This is a genomic window from Ruegeria sp. YTSA072 (assembly GCF_059610285.1).
In genome coordinates this window covers 39,040-56,983 of the sequence record NZ_JBXWNI010000011.1, presented here as the reverse complement: position 1 = coordinate 56,983, position 17,944 = coordinate 39,040, and the positions used below count along the sequence as shown (strand labels likewise).

General features: G+C 58.6%; 18 protein-coding genes and 1 riboswitch. Of the genes, 15 read left to right on the top strand and 3 right to left on the bottom strand.

Annotated features, from left to right (window positions below; translation table 11 throughout):
• Positions 1-74: 74 nt before the first annotated feature.
• The 12 genes from dnaJ (at position 75) to radC (ending at position 9,659) form a co-directional block, all read left to right on the top strand.
• Positions 75-1,229, top strand: a complete 1,155-nt coding sequence (dnaJ, locus tag AC2FIB_RS17035; protein WP_282119766.1) for a molecular chaperone DnaJ — start codon at positions 75-77, stop codon at positions 1,227-1,229.
• A gap of 129 nt (positions 1,230-1,358) precedes the next feature.
• A riboswitch (TPP riboswitch) is annotated at positions 1,359-1,464 on the top strand.
• A 45-nt stretch (positions 1,465-1,509) separates the two neighbouring features.
• A complete protein-coding gene (thiD, locus tag AC2FIB_RS17030; protein WP_496842468.1) occupies positions 1,510-2,313 on the top strand; it encodes a bifunctional hydroxymethylpyrimidine kinase/phosphomethylpyrimidine kinase in 804 nt (267 codons plus the stop codon).
• Positions 2,310-3,287: an FAD-dependent oxidoreductase gene (locus tag AC2FIB_RS17025; RefSeq protein WP_496736651.1), complete on the top strand. Its 978-nt coding sequence runs from the start codon at positions 2,310-2,312 to the stop codon at positions 3,285-3,287. The genes thiD and AC2FIB_RS17025 overlap by 4 nt, the downstream gene beginning before the upstream one ends.
• Entirely contained in the window at positions 3,271-3,465 is a 195-nt protein-coding gene (gene thiS / locus AC2FIB_RS17020) for a sulfur carrier protein ThiS (RefSeq protein WP_496721321.1), read from the top strand. The genes AC2FIB_RS17025 and thiS overlap by 17 nt, the downstream gene beginning before the upstream one ends.
• A gap of 3 nt (positions 3,466-3,468) precedes the next feature.
• A complete protein-coding gene (locus tag AC2FIB_RS17015; protein ID WP_496721320.1) occupies positions 3,469-4,233 on the top strand; it encodes a thiazole synthase in 765 nt (254 codons plus the stop codon).
• Positions 4,230-4,826, top strand: coding sequence for a thiamine phosphate synthase (locus AC2FIB_RS17010; RefSeq protein ID WP_496736652.1), 597 nt, complete (start codon positions 4,230-4,232; stop codon positions 4,824-4,826). The genes AC2FIB_RS17015 and AC2FIB_RS17010 overlap by 4 nt, the downstream gene beginning before the upstream one ends.
• Positions 4,823-5,785, top strand: a complete 963-nt coding sequence (locus tag AC2FIB_RS17005; RefSeq protein ID WP_496842464.1) for a ThiF family adenylyltransferase — start codon at positions 4,823-4,825, stop codon at positions 5,783-5,785. The genes AC2FIB_RS17010 and AC2FIB_RS17005 overlap by 4 nt, the downstream gene beginning before the upstream one ends.
• Positions 5,786-5,805: 20 nt before the next feature.
• On the top strand, positions 5,806-6,741 hold the full coding sequence (locus AC2FIB_RS17000; RefSeq protein WP_496736654.1) for an ABC transporter substrate-binding protein: 936 nt from the start codon (positions 5,806-5,808) through the stop codon (positions 6,739-6,741).
• Complete coding sequence (locus AC2FIB_RS16995) at positions 6,738-7,412, top strand: TenA family protein (protein WP_496842462.1); 675 nt, start codon at positions 6,738-6,740, stop codon at positions 7,410-7,412. Before AC2FIB_RS17000 ends, AC2FIB_RS16995 begins: the two co-directional genes overlap by 4 nt.
• Positions 7,409-8,137, top strand: a complete 729-nt coding sequence (locus AC2FIB_RS16990; protein ID WP_496736657.1) for an ABC transporter ATP-binding protein — start codon at positions 7,409-7,411, stop codon at positions 8,135-8,137. The genes AC2FIB_RS16995 and AC2FIB_RS16990 overlap by 4 nt, the downstream gene beginning before the upstream one ends.
• The gene (locus AC2FIB_RS16985) at positions 8,134-8,868 is read left to right on the top strand and encodes an ABC transporter permease (RefSeq protein WP_496736659.1); all 735 of its coding nucleotides are present in this window, start codon (positions 8,134-8,136) and stop codon (positions 8,866-8,868) included. The genes AC2FIB_RS16990 and AC2FIB_RS16985 overlap by 4 nt, the downstream gene beginning before the upstream one ends.
• 35 nt (positions 8,869-8,903) lie before the next feature.
• The gene (gene radC / locus AC2FIB_RS16980) at positions 8,904-9,659 is read left to right on the top strand and encodes a RadC family protein (RefSeq protein WP_496736660.1); all 756 of its coding nucleotides are present in this window, start codon (positions 8,904-8,906) and stop codon (positions 9,657-9,659) included.
• A 3-nt stretch (positions 9,660-9,662) separates the two neighbouring features.
• On the opposite strand, the gene AC2FIB_RS16975 is transcribed toward radC, so the two are convergent.
• The 3 genes from AC2FIB_RS16975 to secA all read right to left on the bottom strand — a co-directional run bounded on the left by AC2FIB_RS16975 (position 9,663) and on the right by secA (position 14,988).
• On the bottom strand, positions 9,663-11,219 hold the full coding sequence (locus AC2FIB_RS16975) for a phosphate ABC transporter substrate-binding/OmpA family protein (RefSeq protein WP_496842459.1): 1,557 nt from the start codon (positions 11,217-11,219) through the stop codon (positions 9,663-9,665).
• A 24-nt stretch (positions 11,220-11,243) separates the two neighbouring features.
• The gene (locus tag AC2FIB_RS16970; RefSeq protein WP_496842458.1) at positions 11,244-12,170 is read right to left on the bottom strand and encodes a hypothetical protein; all 927 of its coding nucleotides are present in this window, start codon (positions 12,168-12,170) and stop codon (positions 11,244-11,246) included.
• 100 nt (positions 12,171-12,270) lie between these two features.
• Positions 12,271-14,988 carry a preprotein translocase subunit SecA gene (secA, locus tag AC2FIB_RS16965; RefSeq protein ID WP_496842456.1) on the bottom strand — a complete coding sequence of 906 codons (2,718 nt, stop codon included), beginning with the start codon at positions 14,986-14,988 and terminating at the stop codon, positions 12,271-12,273.
• A gap of 176 nt (positions 14,989-15,164) precedes the next feature.
• Here secA and AC2FIB_RS16960 point away from each other — a divergent pair, with 176 nt between their 5' ends.
• From AC2FIB_RS16960 to mutT, 3 genes are read left to right on the top strand one after another with little or no spacing between them, the layout of a single operon-like run.
• Complete coding sequence (locus tag AC2FIB_RS16960; protein WP_496842455.1) at positions 15,165-16,013, top strand: peptidylprolyl isomerase; 849 nt, start codon at positions 15,165-15,167, stop codon at positions 16,011-16,013.
• A gap of 5 nt (positions 16,014-16,018) precedes the next feature.
• Positions 16,019-17,245, top strand: coding sequence for a bifunctional glutamate N-acetyltransferase/amino-acid acetyltransferase ArgJ (argJ, locus tag AC2FIB_RS16955; protein ID WP_496842454.1), 1,227 nt, complete (start codon positions 16,019-16,021; stop codon positions 17,243-17,245).
• Positions 17,242-17,640, top strand: a complete 399-nt coding sequence (gene mutT, locus AC2FIB_RS16950; RefSeq protein ID WP_058279219.1) for an 8-oxo-dGTP diphosphatase MutT — start codon at positions 17,242-17,244, stop codon at positions 17,638-17,640. Before argJ ends, mutT begins: the two co-directional genes overlap by 4 nt.
• The last annotated feature ends 304 nt before the right edge of the window (positions 17,641-17,944 follow it).

Genomic DNA, 17,944 nt, shown 5'->3' with positions numbered 1-17,944 from the left:
CGGGAAACCGGGCCAATTCGGGCCGGTCCGGTCACCGGGCCGGCCCGATTACGTTGCGGCAGAAGGAAATACTGATGTCAAAACGCGACTACTATGATGTGCTCGGCGTGTCCAAGGGCGCATCAGCGGACGAGATTAAGAAGGGCTTTCGCACGAAAGCCAAGGAATTGCATCCCGACCGCAACAAGGACAACCCGGATTCCGAGGCTCAGTTCAAAGAAGCGAACGAAGCTTACGACGTCTTGCGCGATGCCGAAAAAAAGGCCGCGTATGACCGTTTTGGTCATGCCGCGTTTGAAAACGGTATGGGCGGCGGTGGCCGTCCCGGCGGCGGATTTGGCGGACAGGGCGATTTCTCCAGTGCCTTCTCGGACGTGTTCGATGACCTGTTCGGCGATTTTATGGGTGGTCAGCGCGGTGCTACCGGGGGTGGTCGACGGGCCGCGCGCGGGTCAGACCTGCGTTACAACCTGCGTGTAAGCCTGGAAGAAGCATTCTCTGGCCTGCAAAAGACGATCAACGTGCCTGCTGCCGTGGCCTGCTCGGCCTGTGACGGCTCGGGTGCGGAAGGCGGGGTTGAGCCCACAACCTGCCCGACCTGTTCGGGCATGGGAAAAGTGCGGGCGCAACAGGGCTTTTTCACAGTTGAACGGTCGTGCCCGACATGTTCGGGTCTGGGTCAAATTATCAAGAATCCCTGTAAATCATGCGGCGGCGCCGGGCGCGTCGAAAAAGAACGCGCGCTGTCGGTCAACATTCCGGCTGGTGTCGAAACCGGCACACGCATCCGGCTTGCGGGCGAAGGTGAGGCCGGGATGCGCGGCGGCCCCCCGGGCGACCTGTATATTTTTGTCGAAGTTTCGGACCACAAGCTGTTCGAGCGCGACAGCGTAAACCTGTATTGCCGCGTTCCGGTCAGCATGGCCAAGGCAGCGCTGGGCGGTTCGATCGAAGTGCCCACCATCGACGGTGGCCGTGGTCGCGTGCAAATTCCGGCTGGCAGTCAGTCAGGACGTCAGATGCGCTTACGCAGCAAAGGCATGCCAGCCCTTCGCGGCGGTGGCGTCGGCGATATGTTCATCGAACTGGCCGTGGAAACCCCGGTCAATCTGACAAGCCGTCAAAAAGAGCTTTTGCGTGAGTTTGACGATCTGGGCGAAGATAACCACCCGGAATCAAAAAGCTTTTTCTCGTCCGTCAAGTCGTTTTGGGACGGTATGAAGGGCTGAACCTGAACACCTGAACATCAAACAAAAGCCGGTCCGTTGAGGCCGGCTTTTGCATTTTATAAGTCCAGTTTGACCGTGATCTGCCCCAAAATTGGCCCTTGATTCCCCCGCCATCCCCTGAGAGTGTCGCCCCAACCGTTGGGGTGCCCTGCTTGGGGGCTGAGAGGCGTGAACGCGCTAACCCATCGAACCTGATCCGGGCAATACCGGCGTAGGGAACGGTCTTATAGTGCTTAGACGTTTTCCATGCCCGTTGCCCATTTTGAACCGGAGCAACGACATGGCACCAATTGCCTTAACAATCGCAGGATCTGACAGCGGCGGCGGGGCCGGAATTCAGGCAGACCTCAAGGCCATGTCCGCGCTTGGCGTCTACGGTGCCAGCGTAATTACCGCAGTGACGGCGCAGAATACTCGTGCAGTTACGGCCGTGCATGGCATCCCTCTGGACGTCATTGCAGCCCAGATCGAGGCTGTTCTAACCGACCTGGATGTTGGTGCGATCAAGATCGGAATGCTGGCGACCCCTCAGATCATCCAATGTGTCGCAGACAGTATCGCGGATTTTGACGGGCCGGTGGTTCTGGATCCGGTCATGATCGCGAAATCCGGCGATGCATTGCAGGCAGAAGAGGCGATCCAAACGCTACGCGACGTATTGTTGCCGCGCGCGACCGTGTTGACGCCAAACCTGCCAGAAGCGGCCCGTTTGCTGGGCGCTGAACCAGCGGACAGCTTCGAGCAGATGATTACACAAGGGCGCGAGTTATGCGCATTGGGTGCGGGTGCGGTCCTGATGAAGGGCGGTCATGGGAAAGGCGACATCTGCCACGACGTACTGGTCTCAGATTTTGGCGTGATGGACCAATTTCAAGCGCCGCGCCGACAGACAAGCAACACCCACGGAACGGGATGCACGCTGTCCTCATCCATAGCGGCCGGATTGGCCAAGGATCTTTCGCTGCCCCAGGCCGTGGCGCAAGCACATGACTATCTGCAGGGCGCCATCGCTCAGGCTGATGCTCTAAAAATCGGACAAGGTCACGGGCCTGTTCATCACTTCCATCAGGTTTGGTCCGCGTGACCGTCTGTTCGATCATAGGGGCAGGCGTGGTCGGGTTGGCCGTTGCTTCCGAACTTGTCGCGCGCGGGGCCAAGGTTCAGGTGTTTGATCCCGGTGGTGCACCGGGGCCGCATGGCTGTTCCTGGTGGGCGGGCGGAATGTTGGCACCTTGGTGCGAGTATGAAAACGCCGAGGAACCTGTCCTGCGTCTGGGGCAATTGGCAATCGACTGGTGGGCCAAGCGCACTCAGGTCCACAGGCGCGGCACATTGGTTGTTGCTAACCCACGAGACCTGCCGGATCTGCGTCGTTTCGCCCGCAGAACGGAGGGGTTTTCTGAAGTTGATGACAGAGAAATAATTTTATTAGAGCCTGATCTGCATGGTTTCAAAAAGGGTCTCTACTTTGCTGCGGAAGCCCATTTGGATCCGCGTCAGGCCTTACTGGATCTGTCGCACCAGCTTCAGGATCACGGTGTTGAATTCCATCATGCGCGCGCTCCGACGGGATTGGACAACGCCATTGATTGCAGAGGTCTGCACGCGCGCGAATATCTGCAGGACTTGCGCGGCGTGAAGGGTGAGATGCTGGTGATACGGTGCCCAGACGTGACACTGACCCGGCCTATACGCCTGCTTCATCCACGCGTGCCGCTGTATATCGTTCCACGCGGCGACGGCGTCTACATGCTGGGCGCGACAATGATCGAATCCGAGGATAGCAGCCGAATTACCGCACGCTCGATGCTTGAGTTGCTGAGCGCAGCCTACGCCCTGAACCCCGCCTTTGGTGAGGCTGAAGTGTTGGAAATCGGCGTCGATCTGCGCCCCGCTTTCCCCGACAACCTTCCACGTATTCGACGGCTGGGACCGACAATCTATGCCAACGGCCTCTACCGCCACGGCTACTTGCTGGCCCCTGCACTGGCCAAGGGCGTGGCTGACCTAGCGTTGGACAACAAACATTCGGAGATGGTCGATGAAGATCGTACTTAACGGCGAGATGCGCGACGTGCAGGCCGAAACTCTTTCCGGCCTTTTGCAGGAATGCGGGTTTTCGGGCCGGGTGGCGACGGCTGTGAACGAGGGTTTTGTGCCTTCGAGCCTGCGCAAGGCCCGTAAAATCAAGGATGGCGATCGGATCGAAGTCGTCGCCCCGATGCAGGGGGGGTGAGCGATGAAGACCGTCTACGGCACATCACTGCCGAACCCGCTGATGCTGGGCACCGCGCAATATCCAAGCCCTGCAATCTTGGAACAGGCATTTCGGGACAGCGGGGCCGGGGTGGCCACCGTATCTTTGCGACGCGAAGCAGGCGCAGGACAAACCTTTTGGCAGATGATCCGCGATCTGAGCGTTCTTATCCTGCCCAACACAGCAGGTTGCCATACGGTGAAAGAGGCTGTGACCACCGCCCATATGGCGCGTGAGGTGTTTGACACCAAATGGATCAAGCTGGAACTGATCGGGCATACCGACAGCCTGCAGCCCGACGTGTTCCAATTGGTCGAGGCCGCGCGCATTCTGAGCGAAGACGGGTTCGAGGTTTTTCCGTACACCACGGACGACCTGATCGTGGGTGAGCGCCTTTTGGCGGCAGGGTGTGAAGTTCTGATGCCTTGGGGGGCCCCGATTGGTTCGGGCCGCGGTCTGAACAACGAATACGCCCTGCGCGCAATGCGCGCTGAGTTTCCCGAAATACCACTGGTGATTGACGCTGGTATCGGCCTGCCCAGCCACGCCGCACATGCGATGGAGCTTGGGTATGATGCCGTTCTGCTGAACACCGCGGTGGCACGGGCCGGCGATCCCGCCGCAATGGCCAAAGCGATGAAGCTGGCCATCGAGGCCGGGCGACTGGCCTATCAGGCCGACCCGATCGAAGCGCGCGATATGGCCGAACCCTCGACCCCTGTTATTGGAAAGGCGTTTTTGTCATGAACCTCGACCGGTTTTATCCAATCTTCGACCATTCCGACTGGCTGCACCGGACGCTGCCTCTGGGCGTGAAACTGGTGCAGTTGCGGATCAAGGACCAAGCGGATGCGGTCGTGCGTGAACAGATCGCGGTTTCGCGGGATCTGTGCCGTGCGCATGGGGCTGTTCTGGTGGTGAATGACCATTGGCAGGTTGCCATCGACGCAGGCTGCGACTGGATTCATTTGGGACAAGAGGATCTGGATGACGCAGATCTAAAGGCAATCCGACGCGCAGGGTTGAAACTGGGTGTCTCGACCCATGACGATGACGAGCTTGAGCGTGTTTTGGCCATGAACCCCGACTATGTCGCGCTTGGTCCCGTCTACCCGACGATCCTGAAAAAGATGAAATGGGAACAACAAGGCCTGCCGCGTGTCACTGAATGGAAAGCGCGCGTGGGGGAAGTCCCTTTGGTCGGTATTGGCGGGATGAGTGTCGAGCGCGCGCCGGGGGTGCTGCAGGCAGGGGCGGACATTGTCTCAGTCGTGACAGACATCACCTTGAATGCAGACCCAGAAGCCCGCTTACGTGCGTGGATCGAGGTCACCAGATGAGCCGCTACGCCCGTCAGATGATCCTGCCGGAGGTCGGCGCGCGTGGACAGGCCCGCCTATCCGGCGCGCGGGTTCTTGTGGTGGGGGCCGGGGGGCTGGCAGCGCCGGTTTTGCCTTTGCTGGCTGGTGCTGGGGTCGGATATTTGACCATCGTAGACCCCGATGAAGTCGCCCTGTCGAACCTCCATCGCCAGACCTTGTTTGCCGAAGGGGACTGTGGCCGCCCCAAAGCCGAAGTCGCGGCTGAGCGTTGTCAGGCCTTAAACTCTGAAATTACGATCTCGACGAAAAATCAGGCTCTAACTAAATTAAATTCGCAACGTTTCGTCTCACAAGCCGACGTCATTCTCGATTGCGCAGACAGTTATGCTGCAAGCTATTCATTGTCGGACACGTGTCGCGCGCTTGGCAAACCGCTGATAAGCGCCTCGGTCCTAGGGTTGTCGGGTTATGTCGGCGGTTTCTGCGGCAGCGCTCCATCTTTGCGGGCGGTTTTTCCCGACGCGCCGGGCAGTGGTGCAAGCTGTGCCACGGCTGGTGTGTTGGGTCCGGTCGTCGGAATGATTGGCGCGATGCAAGCGCAAATGGCGCTGAGGGTTATTCTCGGGCTGGACCCTTCGCCACTCGGGCAGATGATTCAGTTCGATGCCCGCACGATGCGAAGCAGCACGTTTCGCTTTGACGATGCGCCCGAGCCCAGCCATCACTTCCCGTTTGTGTCGGCCTGCCAACTGACCACGGATGATCTGATCATCGAGTTGCGCAGCCCGGATGAGGCCCCTGAACTCATTCATCCCAACGCGCTCCGCGGGTCTCCTGAATTGATAAAATCAGAGACTAACAAAGGAAAAACGTTGGCACTTTGCTGCGCCACTGGTCTGCGTGCGTGGCGTGCTGCCGAAAAATTGCAACCGGATTGGCCAGGCGAGATCGTTCTCGTCGCGGCCTCAACCTCGTGAATGAAAAGGACACGCGAGATATGAAAAAGCTGATGACAGCAATTGCCCTGCTGGCCGCCGCGCCAGCCTGGGCCGAAGACAAGATGACCGTTCTGCTGGACTGGTTCGTCAACCCCGACCACGGGCCCATCATTGTGGCGCAAGAGAACGGATACTTTGCCGACGAGGGGCTGGAGATTGAGATTGTACCACCCGCCGACCCATCGGCCCCTCCGCGTCTGGTTGCCGCCGGTCAGGCTGATCTGGCGGTGTCCTACCAGCCGCAACTTCACCTGCAAATCCATGAGGGCTTGCCGTTGAAGCGCGTCGGCACTTTGGTCGCGACGCCGTTGAACTGCCTGCTGGTGCTACAGGACGGTCCGATCAAAACGCTCGCCGATCTGAAGGGCAAAAAGATTGGTTTCTCGGTCGCGGGCGTGGAAGAGGCGGTGCTGGGCGCTATGCTGAACGCCCATGATGTCGCGCTGGACGATATTGAAATGGTCAACGTCAACTTCTCGCTGTCGCCTTCGTTGATGACCGGTCAGGTGGATGCGGTGATCGGAGCCTTCCGGAACTTTGAGTTGAACCAGATGGACATCGAAGGCGTCGCGGGCCGGTGTTTCTACATCGAGGAAGAAGGGGTACCGTCTTATGATGAGCTGATCTATGTCGCCAATCCCGACACGATGGATGCGGACAAGGTCGCCCGTTTCCTTTCGGCGACCGAAAAGGCGACCCAGTTCATCGTCAACAACCCCGGAAAAAGCTGGGAAATCTTCGCCGCCACCTCACCCGAACTGCAGGATGAGCTGAACGCGCGCGCATGGGTGGATACACTGCCCCGTTTCGCGCTGCGCCCGGCGGGGTTTGATGCAGGTCGCTATGCCCGTTTCGAAGCGTTCCTGAAAGACAGCGGCATGATCGACAGCATCAATCCGGTCAGCGACATTTCAGTAGATGTGACCGTGCAATGAGCGACTATGGCAGAGCATTCGCGTTGATGCGCGGGGCCGCAAAGGGGCCGTGGCGGGATTACACCTGCCACGCTTTTGTCGAAGGGATGAAGGACGGCTCGCTGCCGCGCGCGGCGTTTCTGCACTATCTGCGGCAAGACTATGTGTTCCTGATTCATTTCTCTCGCGCCTGGGCGCTGGCGGTTGTGAAGTCGGAAACGCATGAGGAAATGCTGGCAGCCTCGCGCACCGTGAACGGGTTGATCAGCGAAGAGATGAAGCTGCATATCGGGATCTGCGAGGCCGAAGGCATCCCGCAGGACCAACTCTTTGCTACTCCGGAACGTGCCGAGAACCTAGCATATACGCGTTTCGTGCTTGAGGCTGGGTATAGCGGCGATCTGCTGGACCTGCTGGCGGCTTTGGTACCTTGTGTGATGGGCTATGGTGAGATTGGCATAAGACTAGCGGCTGAGGCGACGTCTGACACCTATCGCGATTGGATCGCCACCTATGCCAGCGATGACTACCAAGATGCCTGCGTGGCGGTCGGGGAATTGCTAGATTCGGCTCTAACAAGGCGTATTGGCGAGGATTTCGAAGCATCCCCGCGTTGGACTCGTCTGTGCCACACCTTCCGTACCGCGACCGAGTTAGAGGTCAATTTCTGGCAAATGGGCCTGACCCCATGACCCCAGCCCCCGATCTGACCGTCCGTGGTTCGGCTGCGATTGGCGACGCGTTATTGTTCGCGCCGTTGACCCTGACGCTGGCGGCTGGGCGGTGGACGTGTTTGCTGGGTGGATCGGGGGTCGGCAAAACCACCATTCTGCGCCTGATTGCTGGCTTGGACACCGGCGCAGAGTTCACCGGTCAGATTACTGCAAGTGACGGGCAACCTGTGCCTGAACGGGTTGCATATATGGCGCAAGACGATTTGTTGCTGCCTTGGGCGACTGTGGCGCAGAACGTCCTGTTGGGTGCGCGGTTGCGCGGAGAAAAGCCAGATTTGCGCCGCCGTGATCAGCTGATCGAACGGATGCACCTGCAGGATCATATGACCAAGAAGCCCGGCGAACTCTCTGGTGGCCAACGTCAACGCGTGGCTCTGGCCCGCACGTTGATGGAAGATCGGCCCATCGTTCTTTTGGATGAGCCGTTCTCGGCGCTGGACGCCCGCACCCGCGCGGATATGCAGGACCTTGCGGCCGAAGCGTTACAGGACCGAACCGTTCTGCTGGTCACCCATGATCCGGGCGAGGCTGCCCGGTTAGGTCAATCCATCGTGGTCATGACGCAGAATGGCATAACGCCTTGCCAGCCCCCACATGCACCGGCCCCGCGCAGCGTCGATGATCTGGAGACGCTTGAGGCGCAGGGCGCCTTACTGCGTATGCTTCGTGAGGAAGCGGCATGAAATTGTTGTCAGCTCTTGCTGCGACTGTATTTGCAATGGCGATCTGGCAGGGGATCGTTTCCCTGACCGAACTGCCTAAATTCATTCTTCCCGGCCCGGCTTTGGTGGCCGAGACCTGGTGGCAGAACCGCTGGGTTATGGCGGAACACACTTGGGTTACCGCGGTCGAGGTCGTTATCGGCTTGGCTTGTGGAACGATTCTTGGCGTTTTGACAGCATTGCAATTGGCTAATTCCCGCGCCGCGCGGGTGCTGATGCAGCCGATGCTGGTGTTTACGCAGGCGCTGCCGGTCTTTGCTCTGGCTCCTTTGTTGACCCTTTGGTTGGGTTATGGGCTGTGGTCCAAAGTCGCGATGGCGGTTTTGATCATCTATTTCCCGATCACCTCATCCTTCTTCGACGGGTTGATGCGGACCCCACCGGGATATCTTGATCTGGCACGCACCATGCAGGCCAGCCGGCGCGCCGTGTTGTGGCACATTCGTATCCCCGCAGCTTTGCCCTCATTGGCTTCGGGCATGCGGCTGGCGGCCGTCTATGCCCCGATCGGAGCGGTGATCGGCGAATGGGTCGGGTCGTCGCAAGGATTGGGGTACCTAATGCTGCTAGCCAATGGGCGGGCCAAAACCGATTTGATGTTTGCGGCGATGCTGACTCTGGGGGTGTTTTCGATCCTGCTGCACATGGTTGTCCGACGGGCAACTGCAGGCATTGCAGGTGAGATGCGTTAACCATTCAGAAACCGATTCTGCGGCACGGTGGTCCCATGACTCAGGACGCCTTTGCCGAAGCCCCGATGCTGTTTGAAACCGACGAAGCCCCGGTGCAGCCGCTGCCGACGGGTCGCTTGCCGTCGTATATCAAAGATCACCGCAAACGTTTGCGCGAACGGTTCATGTCGGGCGGATCTGCTGCAATGCCGGATTACGAATTGTTGGAACTGGCCCTGTTCCGCTCGATCCCTCGGCAGGATGTCAAACCCCTGGCCCGTGCGCTGATGGATACGTTCGGCGACTTTAACCGCGTGCTGACCGCACCCGAAGAACGGCTGCGACAAATCAAAGGCGTCGGCGATACGGTGATCACCGACCTGAAAATCCTTGAGGCGTGTGCGCATCGGATGACTCGCGCGCGGGTCATGCAACGGCACGTCGTATCAGGCTGGGACGCATTGCTGGATTATTGCCATACGACGATGGCGCATCGTGAGACTGAGCAGTTCCGCGTGTTCTACCTAGACCGAAAGAACGTTCTGATTGCGGATGAAGAACAGGCCAAAGGCACTGTCGACCACGTTCCCGTCTATCCGCGCGAGGTCGCCAAACGCGCGCTGGAGCTGAATGCCTCGGCGCTAATCTTGGTACACAATCACCCATCGGGCGATCCGACACCGTCGCAATCGGATATCGATATGACCAACCGAATTCAGGATGCCTGCGTCGCGCTGGGCCTGACGCTGCATGACCATCTGATTATTGGCAAATCGAATGAGTTGAGCTTTCGGTCCGAGGGCTATTTGTAAGGGTTACTGAACCCAGACCTCGACCCTGCGATTGACTTTGCGGCCCCAGTCCGTGTCATCACAGGCCATGGGCATTGCCTCGCCAAATGCGTCCACGGCGATCTCGACACTATCCGGAATGGCTGTTTCTACCGCCGATAGCACCGCGTTGCGCACGGTTTTTGCCCGCAGCAAAGCGATCCTGGCATTGGATGAGGCCGCGCCGTCACCATCACTGAAACCGACAAAGGTCAGTTTGCGCGCGTCGATGGCTCCGGTTTCAAGGGCATGGGCCAATTGCCGGATGTTTGAGCGTGACTGCGCATCGGGTCTTGAGGAACCTGCCTCGAACCGGAACGACAGCGACAGGCGCGATTGTGGGCGCAGCGTGTCGATCATGCGCTGTAACTCTTCCAACCCGACCTCGGCACCACCTGAAACCACTGCGTTGGCCAGACGATCCCCTTGCAGCCCGATCCGCATGGTTTCGGGTTCTTGATCCACAAATCCGGCATCGCGGATCGCCATCTGTGCCTCGGCGCTTTGCGAATAAGCCAGGAATTGCCGCGCGATGCGGGGCAGGCGGATTTCCGGCAGATACAGGAACATCGGCGATGTCAGCGGATAGTCTTCGGTCTTGATGGATTGCCGCGTGGCGGTCAGCGCGTGACCGCAACCGCCGGTCAAAGGCAGGCCCCGGGCAGGCCCGACCTCGGCATGGCTGGCGATACCGATGGCAAAGGGGTCGTCAGCAACAGCGCGAACCAGATCGCTGCTACGGGTGTGACGGACGATTCCCTCGGCCAGCGTGGATTGAGCGGGGGCCAGCAACCGATCCTCAACCCCTTGCGCCAAACCGGAACCCGCGTCTGGTAAGTGCAGGGAAACGGGTGCATCAGGTCCTCCTAATTCAGACCAGTTTTGGATCTCGCCGGAAAACACGCGCACCAGTTCTGCTGGCGAAATCTGCCGCGCCGGGTTTTCCCGGGCCACAATTGGGACCAGCGCGTCCAGCGCGATGACCCGGGATCGCCTGGCATCTGCCAGATCACCCAGACCAGCGGTCTGCGCGGCCTCCTGTTCCGATGGGCGAATTTCACGTAGTGCCATGACGATATCGGTCTCATCGGCGATCAGATCCGCAAAGCCGCCACCTGTGTTGTTGGGGGCGAAATAGAACCGTCCCAAAGGGGCATCGCGCCCGGTCTGGTGAAGCTCATAGGTGAATGCACCGGAATCCAAACGCTGCGGCGTCGCCGACATCCCCTCTTGCTGGGCGAATCCGACGATCAGGGCTGGTAGTACCTTTTCGGCCATGACGGATGAGCCTGAGAACCGAACCTCGGCCACGAAATCCGTAAGGCTGGGGCAGGCGGGTCCTTCGCAGGTCACACCCGACCCATCCACGGTCAGCTCACCGAACTGCGTATCCACGCGATAAAACTCGCCATCAAAGCTCAGCAGGTTGCCTGTGACCTCGACCTTGCCGTCTTGCGAGGTCAGCGTGATATCCTGTGCGTGCACATATGACGCCAGAGTCACCGAAATCAGTGTGGCCACTGCCACACGAAAAAATGTCATAAGAAAGTCGAGCCTGCCTGCGGTTTAATTTGCCGCGATTGTCAGGTCTTGGAGCAGATTATTCAACACCAGAAAATCACCGGCCTGCGTGCAATCCGGCATGGGCAGCGTCAAATCGCGAGACCGCAGGCGGCGATCGCCACGCAGCTCGAGTGATTGAACGGCCAAATCCCGGCCGCAATTTACCTCGGTCACTTCGGCCTCGACCGTCAGTTCGATCGAACCGGTCTGGCTGGTTTCGCCTGCAGGGAAGGAATAAATTTCGATATTCTGCGCATCGCCGAACGCCTGTTGGCCCAGATGCACGACCTTACCCGCACCTTTCGCGTCAGGGTTCGACGATACATGTCCGGCGGTTCCATAGCTGGCCCCAAATTCCAGCGCATGGATCTGCAGGTCTGTCTCACCCTGCCATTGCAGGGCGATGCGGTTGTAGTTGGCCAGGTCGGGGATGTGAGTGGTGGCTACGGTTCCGGTCTGATCATCTACCGAGATCAGAAAGATCGCATATTCCGACAGGGCCGGGATCGTCAGATCCAAAGCGCCGTTTTTGTCCGTTCGTTGAGTAACTGTTAGTCCGCTGTGATGGACTTCGATCCGTTCATTGCCGTGGCAGGGTGCTTTGACGGTCAGGCGCGCCGCAGCGCCAGGGACGGACTTTGCGCGGGCACTGAGAGTGCAGCTTTCCTGATCAGAGGGGGTCGATCGGGTGGGCTCCAGGGCGCGCCGCGATGCCTTGATGTCGGTGGTTGCATCAGCGGCCGGAAGCGAGGAGGTCAGAACAATTCCTTCCAGCCCGGCAATCACCGAGGACTGATTGGCGGCAGCCACAGTTACAGGAGCCTGCGCGCCATCCGATTGCGCTGGCGATCCATTTTGCATCAGGTAACCAATGGCTAAGGCACAAGCGACGGTGCCGCCAGTGGTCACGTAATTCTTTATTACAAACAAAACACCCTCCCCAGTTGAAGGAGCGAGTCGCATCCTGAAGTTGAATCACGGCCAATATGTGGCCGTGAAACGGACTCAATGTGTTTTGATCAAGGTGACGTCAGGTCAGTCGGCCGTGGCAATGTTTGAATTTCTTGCCCGATCCACACGGGCAGAGATCGTTGCGCGACGGGTTCCCCCAAGTCGAGGGATCGTCTTCGACAAAGCCCGGGCGTGCATCGCCTGAAGCCTGAGCTTCGGCCAGTGCTTCGGCCTTGTCGGTGGCTTGATCCACTGCCTGTTTTGCCTGTGCTTGCTGTGCCTGCATCTGGGCCAGCATTTCGCGCTGTTCCTCTTCGGTCAGCGGACGGACGCGCGACAATTGCTGAGTCACGGTTTCGCGCAAACTGTCGAGCATGGATTCAAACAACTGGAAGCTCTCATTCTTGTATTCGTTCAGCGGGTCGCGCTGGGCGTAACCGCGGAATCCAACGACCGAGCGCAGATGTTCCAGCGTCAGCAAGTGCTCACGCCATTTACTGTCGATCGTCTGCAGCAGAACCTGCTTTTCGATGTTGCGCATATTTTCGGGACCAAAGGCCGCCGCCTTTTGCGCCATCATCTCATCGGCAGCATTGACCAGACGCTCGCGGACCTGTTCATCATCGACGCCTTCCTCGGCGGCCCAGTCCTGTACGGGCGCATCGATGGTCAGCTTTTCCTTGATCGCCTCGTGCAGGCCGTCGGTGTCCCACTGATCGGCATAGGTTTTTGGCGGCATGTGTTCGTCGATCAGATCGTCGATCACCTGTTCGCGCATGTCCGAGACGATCTCGGACAAGTCATCGGTCGACATGATCTCGCGCCGCTGGCTGAACACCACTTTACGCTGGTCGTTCATCACGTCGTCGAATTTCAGAACGTTTTTGCGCATGTCAAAGTTGCGACCTTCGACCTTGGACTGTGCGCGTTCCAGCGACTTGTTCACCCAAGGATGAACAATTGCCTCGCCTTCTTTCATGCCCAGCGTGGTCAGAACCTTGTCCAGCCGCTCTGATCCGAAGATGCGCATCAGGTCGTCTTCGAGGCTCAGGTAGAACACTGTGCGGCCCGGGTCACCCTGACGGCCCGAACGACCGCGCAGCTGGTTGTCGATCCGACGGCTTTCGTGACGTTCGGATGCCATGACATATAGACCACCGGCCGCCAGAACCTTTTCCTTTTCTTCGGCGTGGCGGGCCTCTTCCTTGGCTCGCAGCTCGGCAGGATCGGCCTCGGGGTTTTCGGCCAGCGCCTGCAGCACATTCATCTCGACATTGCCGCCCAGCTGAATGTCGGTGCCGCGGCCAGCCATGTTGGTGGCAATGGTCACCGCACCATACCGGCCGGCATCGGCTACGATCTGTGCCTCTTGCTCGTGCTGGCGGGCGTTCAGAACGTTATGTTCGATGCCTTCCTTTTGCAGCAGCTGGCTTAGCAGTTCGGATTTCTCGATCGAGGTTGTGCCCAAAAGAACCGGCTGGCCCTTTTCCTGCGCTTCTTTGGTCTCATTGATCATCGCGCCGTATTTCTCATCGGCAGTGCGATAGACCTGATCGTCTTCGTCAAGACGGGCAATCGGCCTGTTGGTCGGAACCTCGACCACACCGAGACCGTAGATTTCGGCGAATTCTTCAGCCTCGGTCAGCGCGGTGCCGGTCATGCCGCCCAGCTTGTCGTACAGGCGGAAGTAGTTCTGGAAGGTCACACTGGCCAGTGTCACGTTTTCAGGTTGAATCTGCACGCCTTCCTTGGCTTCGATGGCTTGATGCAGGCCTTCGGACAGGCGGCGACCTGGCATCATCCGGCCAGTGAATTCGTCGATCAGAATAACGTTGCCGTCACGGACGATATAGTCTTTGTCACGTGTAAACAGCTTGTGTGCGCGCAGACCCTGGTTGACGTGGTGCACGACCGTGGTGCTTTCCGGGTCATACAAAGTATGGCCTTCCGGGATCAGACCGTTGGCGTTCAGCTGTTGTTCCAGGAATTCGTTTCCCTCATCCGTAAAGGTCACGTTCCGGGACTTTTCGTCAACCGAGAAATGGTCGTCCTGTAGCGACGGGATCAGGGCGTCGATGGCGGTGTACAGGTCCGAGCGGTCCTCGGAAGGGCCCGAGATGATCAACGGTGTCCGCGCCTCGTCGATCAGGATCGAGTCGACCTCATCCACAATCGCGAAATTGTGGTATTTTTGGTAAATCTGATCCAGTTCCGCTTTCATATTATCGCGCAGATAATCAAAGCCCAACTCGTTGTTGGTGGCATAGGTGACGTCACAGGCGTAGGCAGCTTTTTTCTCGGCGTCCGGCTGACCCGACCAGATTACACCGGTGGTCATTCCAAGGGCGCCAAACACCTTGCCCATCCATTCGGCGTCACGCTTTGCCAGATATTCGTTTACCGTGACCACGTGCACGCCTTTGCCGGTCAGAGCGTTCAGATAGGCAGGGAAAGTGGCAACCAGCGTCTTGCCCTCACCCGTTTTCATCTCCGAGATATTGCCCTGATGCAGGAACGCGCCGCCCATCAGCTGTACGTCAAAGGCGCGCAGACCCAGCGCGCGTCTGGCACCTTCGCGAACGTTGGCAAAAGCTTCTGGCAGCAAGTCGTCCAGCGCCGCACCATCAAGTGCGCGTTTGCGCAATTCGGCGGTCTTTTCGATCAGGCCCTCATCGGACAGCTTTTCGAACTCAGGTTCCAGCGCATTGATCTTTTCGACCAGCGGGCGGGTCGCCTTGATCTTGCGGTCGTTCGGTGTTCCGAACACCTTTTTGGCGAGCGTTCCGAGTCCCAGCATGTTCACTCCAGCGGATCTGTTCTTGTCTTGGTTGCGACAGGCTTGCCCACCTTGCTTGCAACCCATAGATACGGGGGATGAAAGGCGGCCCTGTCCAAGGCTTCAAAGCGATGTAAGCGGCAGGTCCCAGAGTGTCAACGCCACGCCCCGTCGCGGCAAAGAAATAGGATGATTCCATGCCCAAAGGCCTCACTTTTCTGCCATCGCTGGCTCTGGCTGCCGTGATGGCGATGCCGCTTACCGCCGAAACCAAGCCGGACGCGGATACGGTTGTCGCCAATGTGAACGGGGATGAAATCACACTGGGTCACGTTATCGCATCTGTCGCGGCGCTGCCGCCGAATTACTCCGAGGTCGAAGATGATGTTCTGTACGAATTCGTCATCGAGCAATTGATCCAGCAGCAATTGCTGGCGCAGCAGCAGGACGATCTGAACCGGCTGAACCAGTTGGGACTGGAAAACGAAGGCCGGTCCATGCGGGCGGTGCAGACAGTAAATGCGTTGCTGGGCGATGTCGTGACCGAAGAGTCAATTCAGGCAGCCTATGATGCGGAATTTGGCAACTTCGAAGGCGAAGATGAGTTCGACGCCAGCCATATTCTTGTTGCCACCGAAGAAGAAGCCAAGGAAATCAAAACTCTGCTGGATGACGGCGGCGATTTTGCCGAGACGGCCAAGGAAAAGTCGACCGGCCCATCGGGCCCGAATGGCGGATCATTGGGATGGTTTGGCAAGGGCCAGATGGTTCCGGAATTCGAAAACGCCGTTGTTGCGCTGGAAAAGGGCCAGATCTCGGATCCGGTGCAAACACAGTTCGGCTGGCACCTAATCATTCTCAACGACACACGCAAATCCGAAGCGCCGGGGCTTGATGCCGTACGTGAACAGCTGGCCCAGTCCCTTCAGCAGGACGCGATTCAAGCCAAGATCGACGAGTTGACGCAGCAGTCGCAGATCGAACGCCCTGCTTTGGACGGTGTTGGCCCCGAAGTCATCCGTCAGATCGACCTGATTCAGGAGTAACCCCAGTGGCCGCGATCACCAAGGTTTCGCCGCTCGCGCCAGCGGGTTTTCCCGATTTGCCTGCCATTGACGGTGTGCGTTTCGCCACCGTCGAGGCTGGCGTGCGTTATCAGGGCCGGACCGACGTAATGTTGGCGGTTCTGGATCCGGGCACATCTGTGGCCGGGGTGTTCACCCGATCGGCCACACGCGCAGCCCCCGTGCTGGACTGTCAGGACAAGATCGGCGGGTCCAGCGATGGGCCTGCGGCGATTTTGGTGAACTCGGGCAATGCCAATGCCTTTACCGGTCACTATGGCCAGACCTCGGTGGCTGAGGTCACGCAAGCAGTGTCCAAAGCGACCGGCGTTGCAGTCGAACGTGTCTTCACCTCTTCCACCGGCGTGATTGGTGAGCCGCTGCCCCATGACCGCATCGTGACACAACTTGAGGCGTTGAAGATGGGCCTCAGCCGTCATGCCATCGAGGATGCGGCGCGGGCGATCATGACCACGGATACCTTTCCAAAAGGGTCCAGCGCACAGGTCGAGATTGATGGAAAAACAGTCTCTATTGCAGGGATTGCCAAGGGCTCCGGTATGATCGCGCCAGATATGGCGACCATGCTGGTCTACATCTTTACCGACGCACAGGTCGAACAGACCGCCTTGCAGGCTATGCTGGGCGCGCAGACCGACCGGACGTTCAACTGCATCACCGTCGACAGCGACACCTCGACCTCGGACAGCCTGTTGCTCTGTGCAACCGGGGCCTCAGGCGTGGACGCAACCGACAATGCGGCGTTTGCCGAGGCACTGGAAGGCGTGATGCTTGACTTGGCGCAACAGGTGGTGCGCGATGGTGAGGGCGCCACGAAATTTGTGGAAATTCGTGTAACCGGTGCCGCCTCGGACGCGGACGCAAAGGTGCATGGTCTGGCCATCGCCAACTCACCGCTGGTGAAAACGGCCATTGCTGGCGAAGACCCGAATTGGGGTCGCATCGTCATGGCTATCGGTAAATCCGGTGCCGCCGCCGACCGCGACCTGCTGAGTATTTCCTTCGGGGATATTCTGGTTGCCGAAAAGGGCTGGGTCAGCCCGGATTACCGTGAGGATGACGCCGCCGCCTATATGAAAGGTCAGGACCTTGTGATTGCGGTCGATCTTGGGCTGGGCGAAGGCAATTCCACCGTTTGGACCTGCGATCTGACCCACGGCTATATCGAGATCAACGCGGATTATCGCTCGTGAAGACCTTACTGGTGTCCGCTGTCGCCCTGATCGATATCGAGGGCCGGGTGCTACTGGCCCAACGCCCCGAGGGTAAATCTATGGCCGGTCTCTGGGAATTCCCCGGTGGCAAGATCGAACCCGGCGAAACCCCCGAGGCCGCCCTGATCCGCGAATTGCACGAGGAACTGGGCATCGACACCTGGGCCTCATGCCTCGCCCCGCTGACCTTTGCCAGCCACAGCTATGACGATTTCCATCTGTTGATGCCGCTGTTTGCCTGCCGCAAGTGGGAGGGTATCCCGCAGTCTAAGGAAGGGCAGGCGCTTAAATGGGCGCGCGCGAATGAGTTGCGGAACTATCCGATGCCTGCGGCGGATGTGCCGTTGATCCCGATTTTGCGAGATTGGTTGTAGGCAAAGGCCTTTTGAATCGGTTTTTGGAATTGGAAGGTTAGTTGAAGTGACTACAATAATTTACGCTCTTCTGGCTGCGGTATTGGTCGGGATGTTCGTGACATTTTATTGTTTCATCAAGTTTCTCGCTTCATTCGCTAGCTTGATTTCTGCAACGAACCAAACCGTCACTGAGCAACCTTTGGACCAAGTATTTACGGGTGGATTTCTGTCGATGTTTCGGGTTTTGCGCCACCGAGGTAACAACCATGCGCGAAGCACTCTTTTAAAAAACACTGTGTTTTTCTTTGGGTCGTTCGCGCTG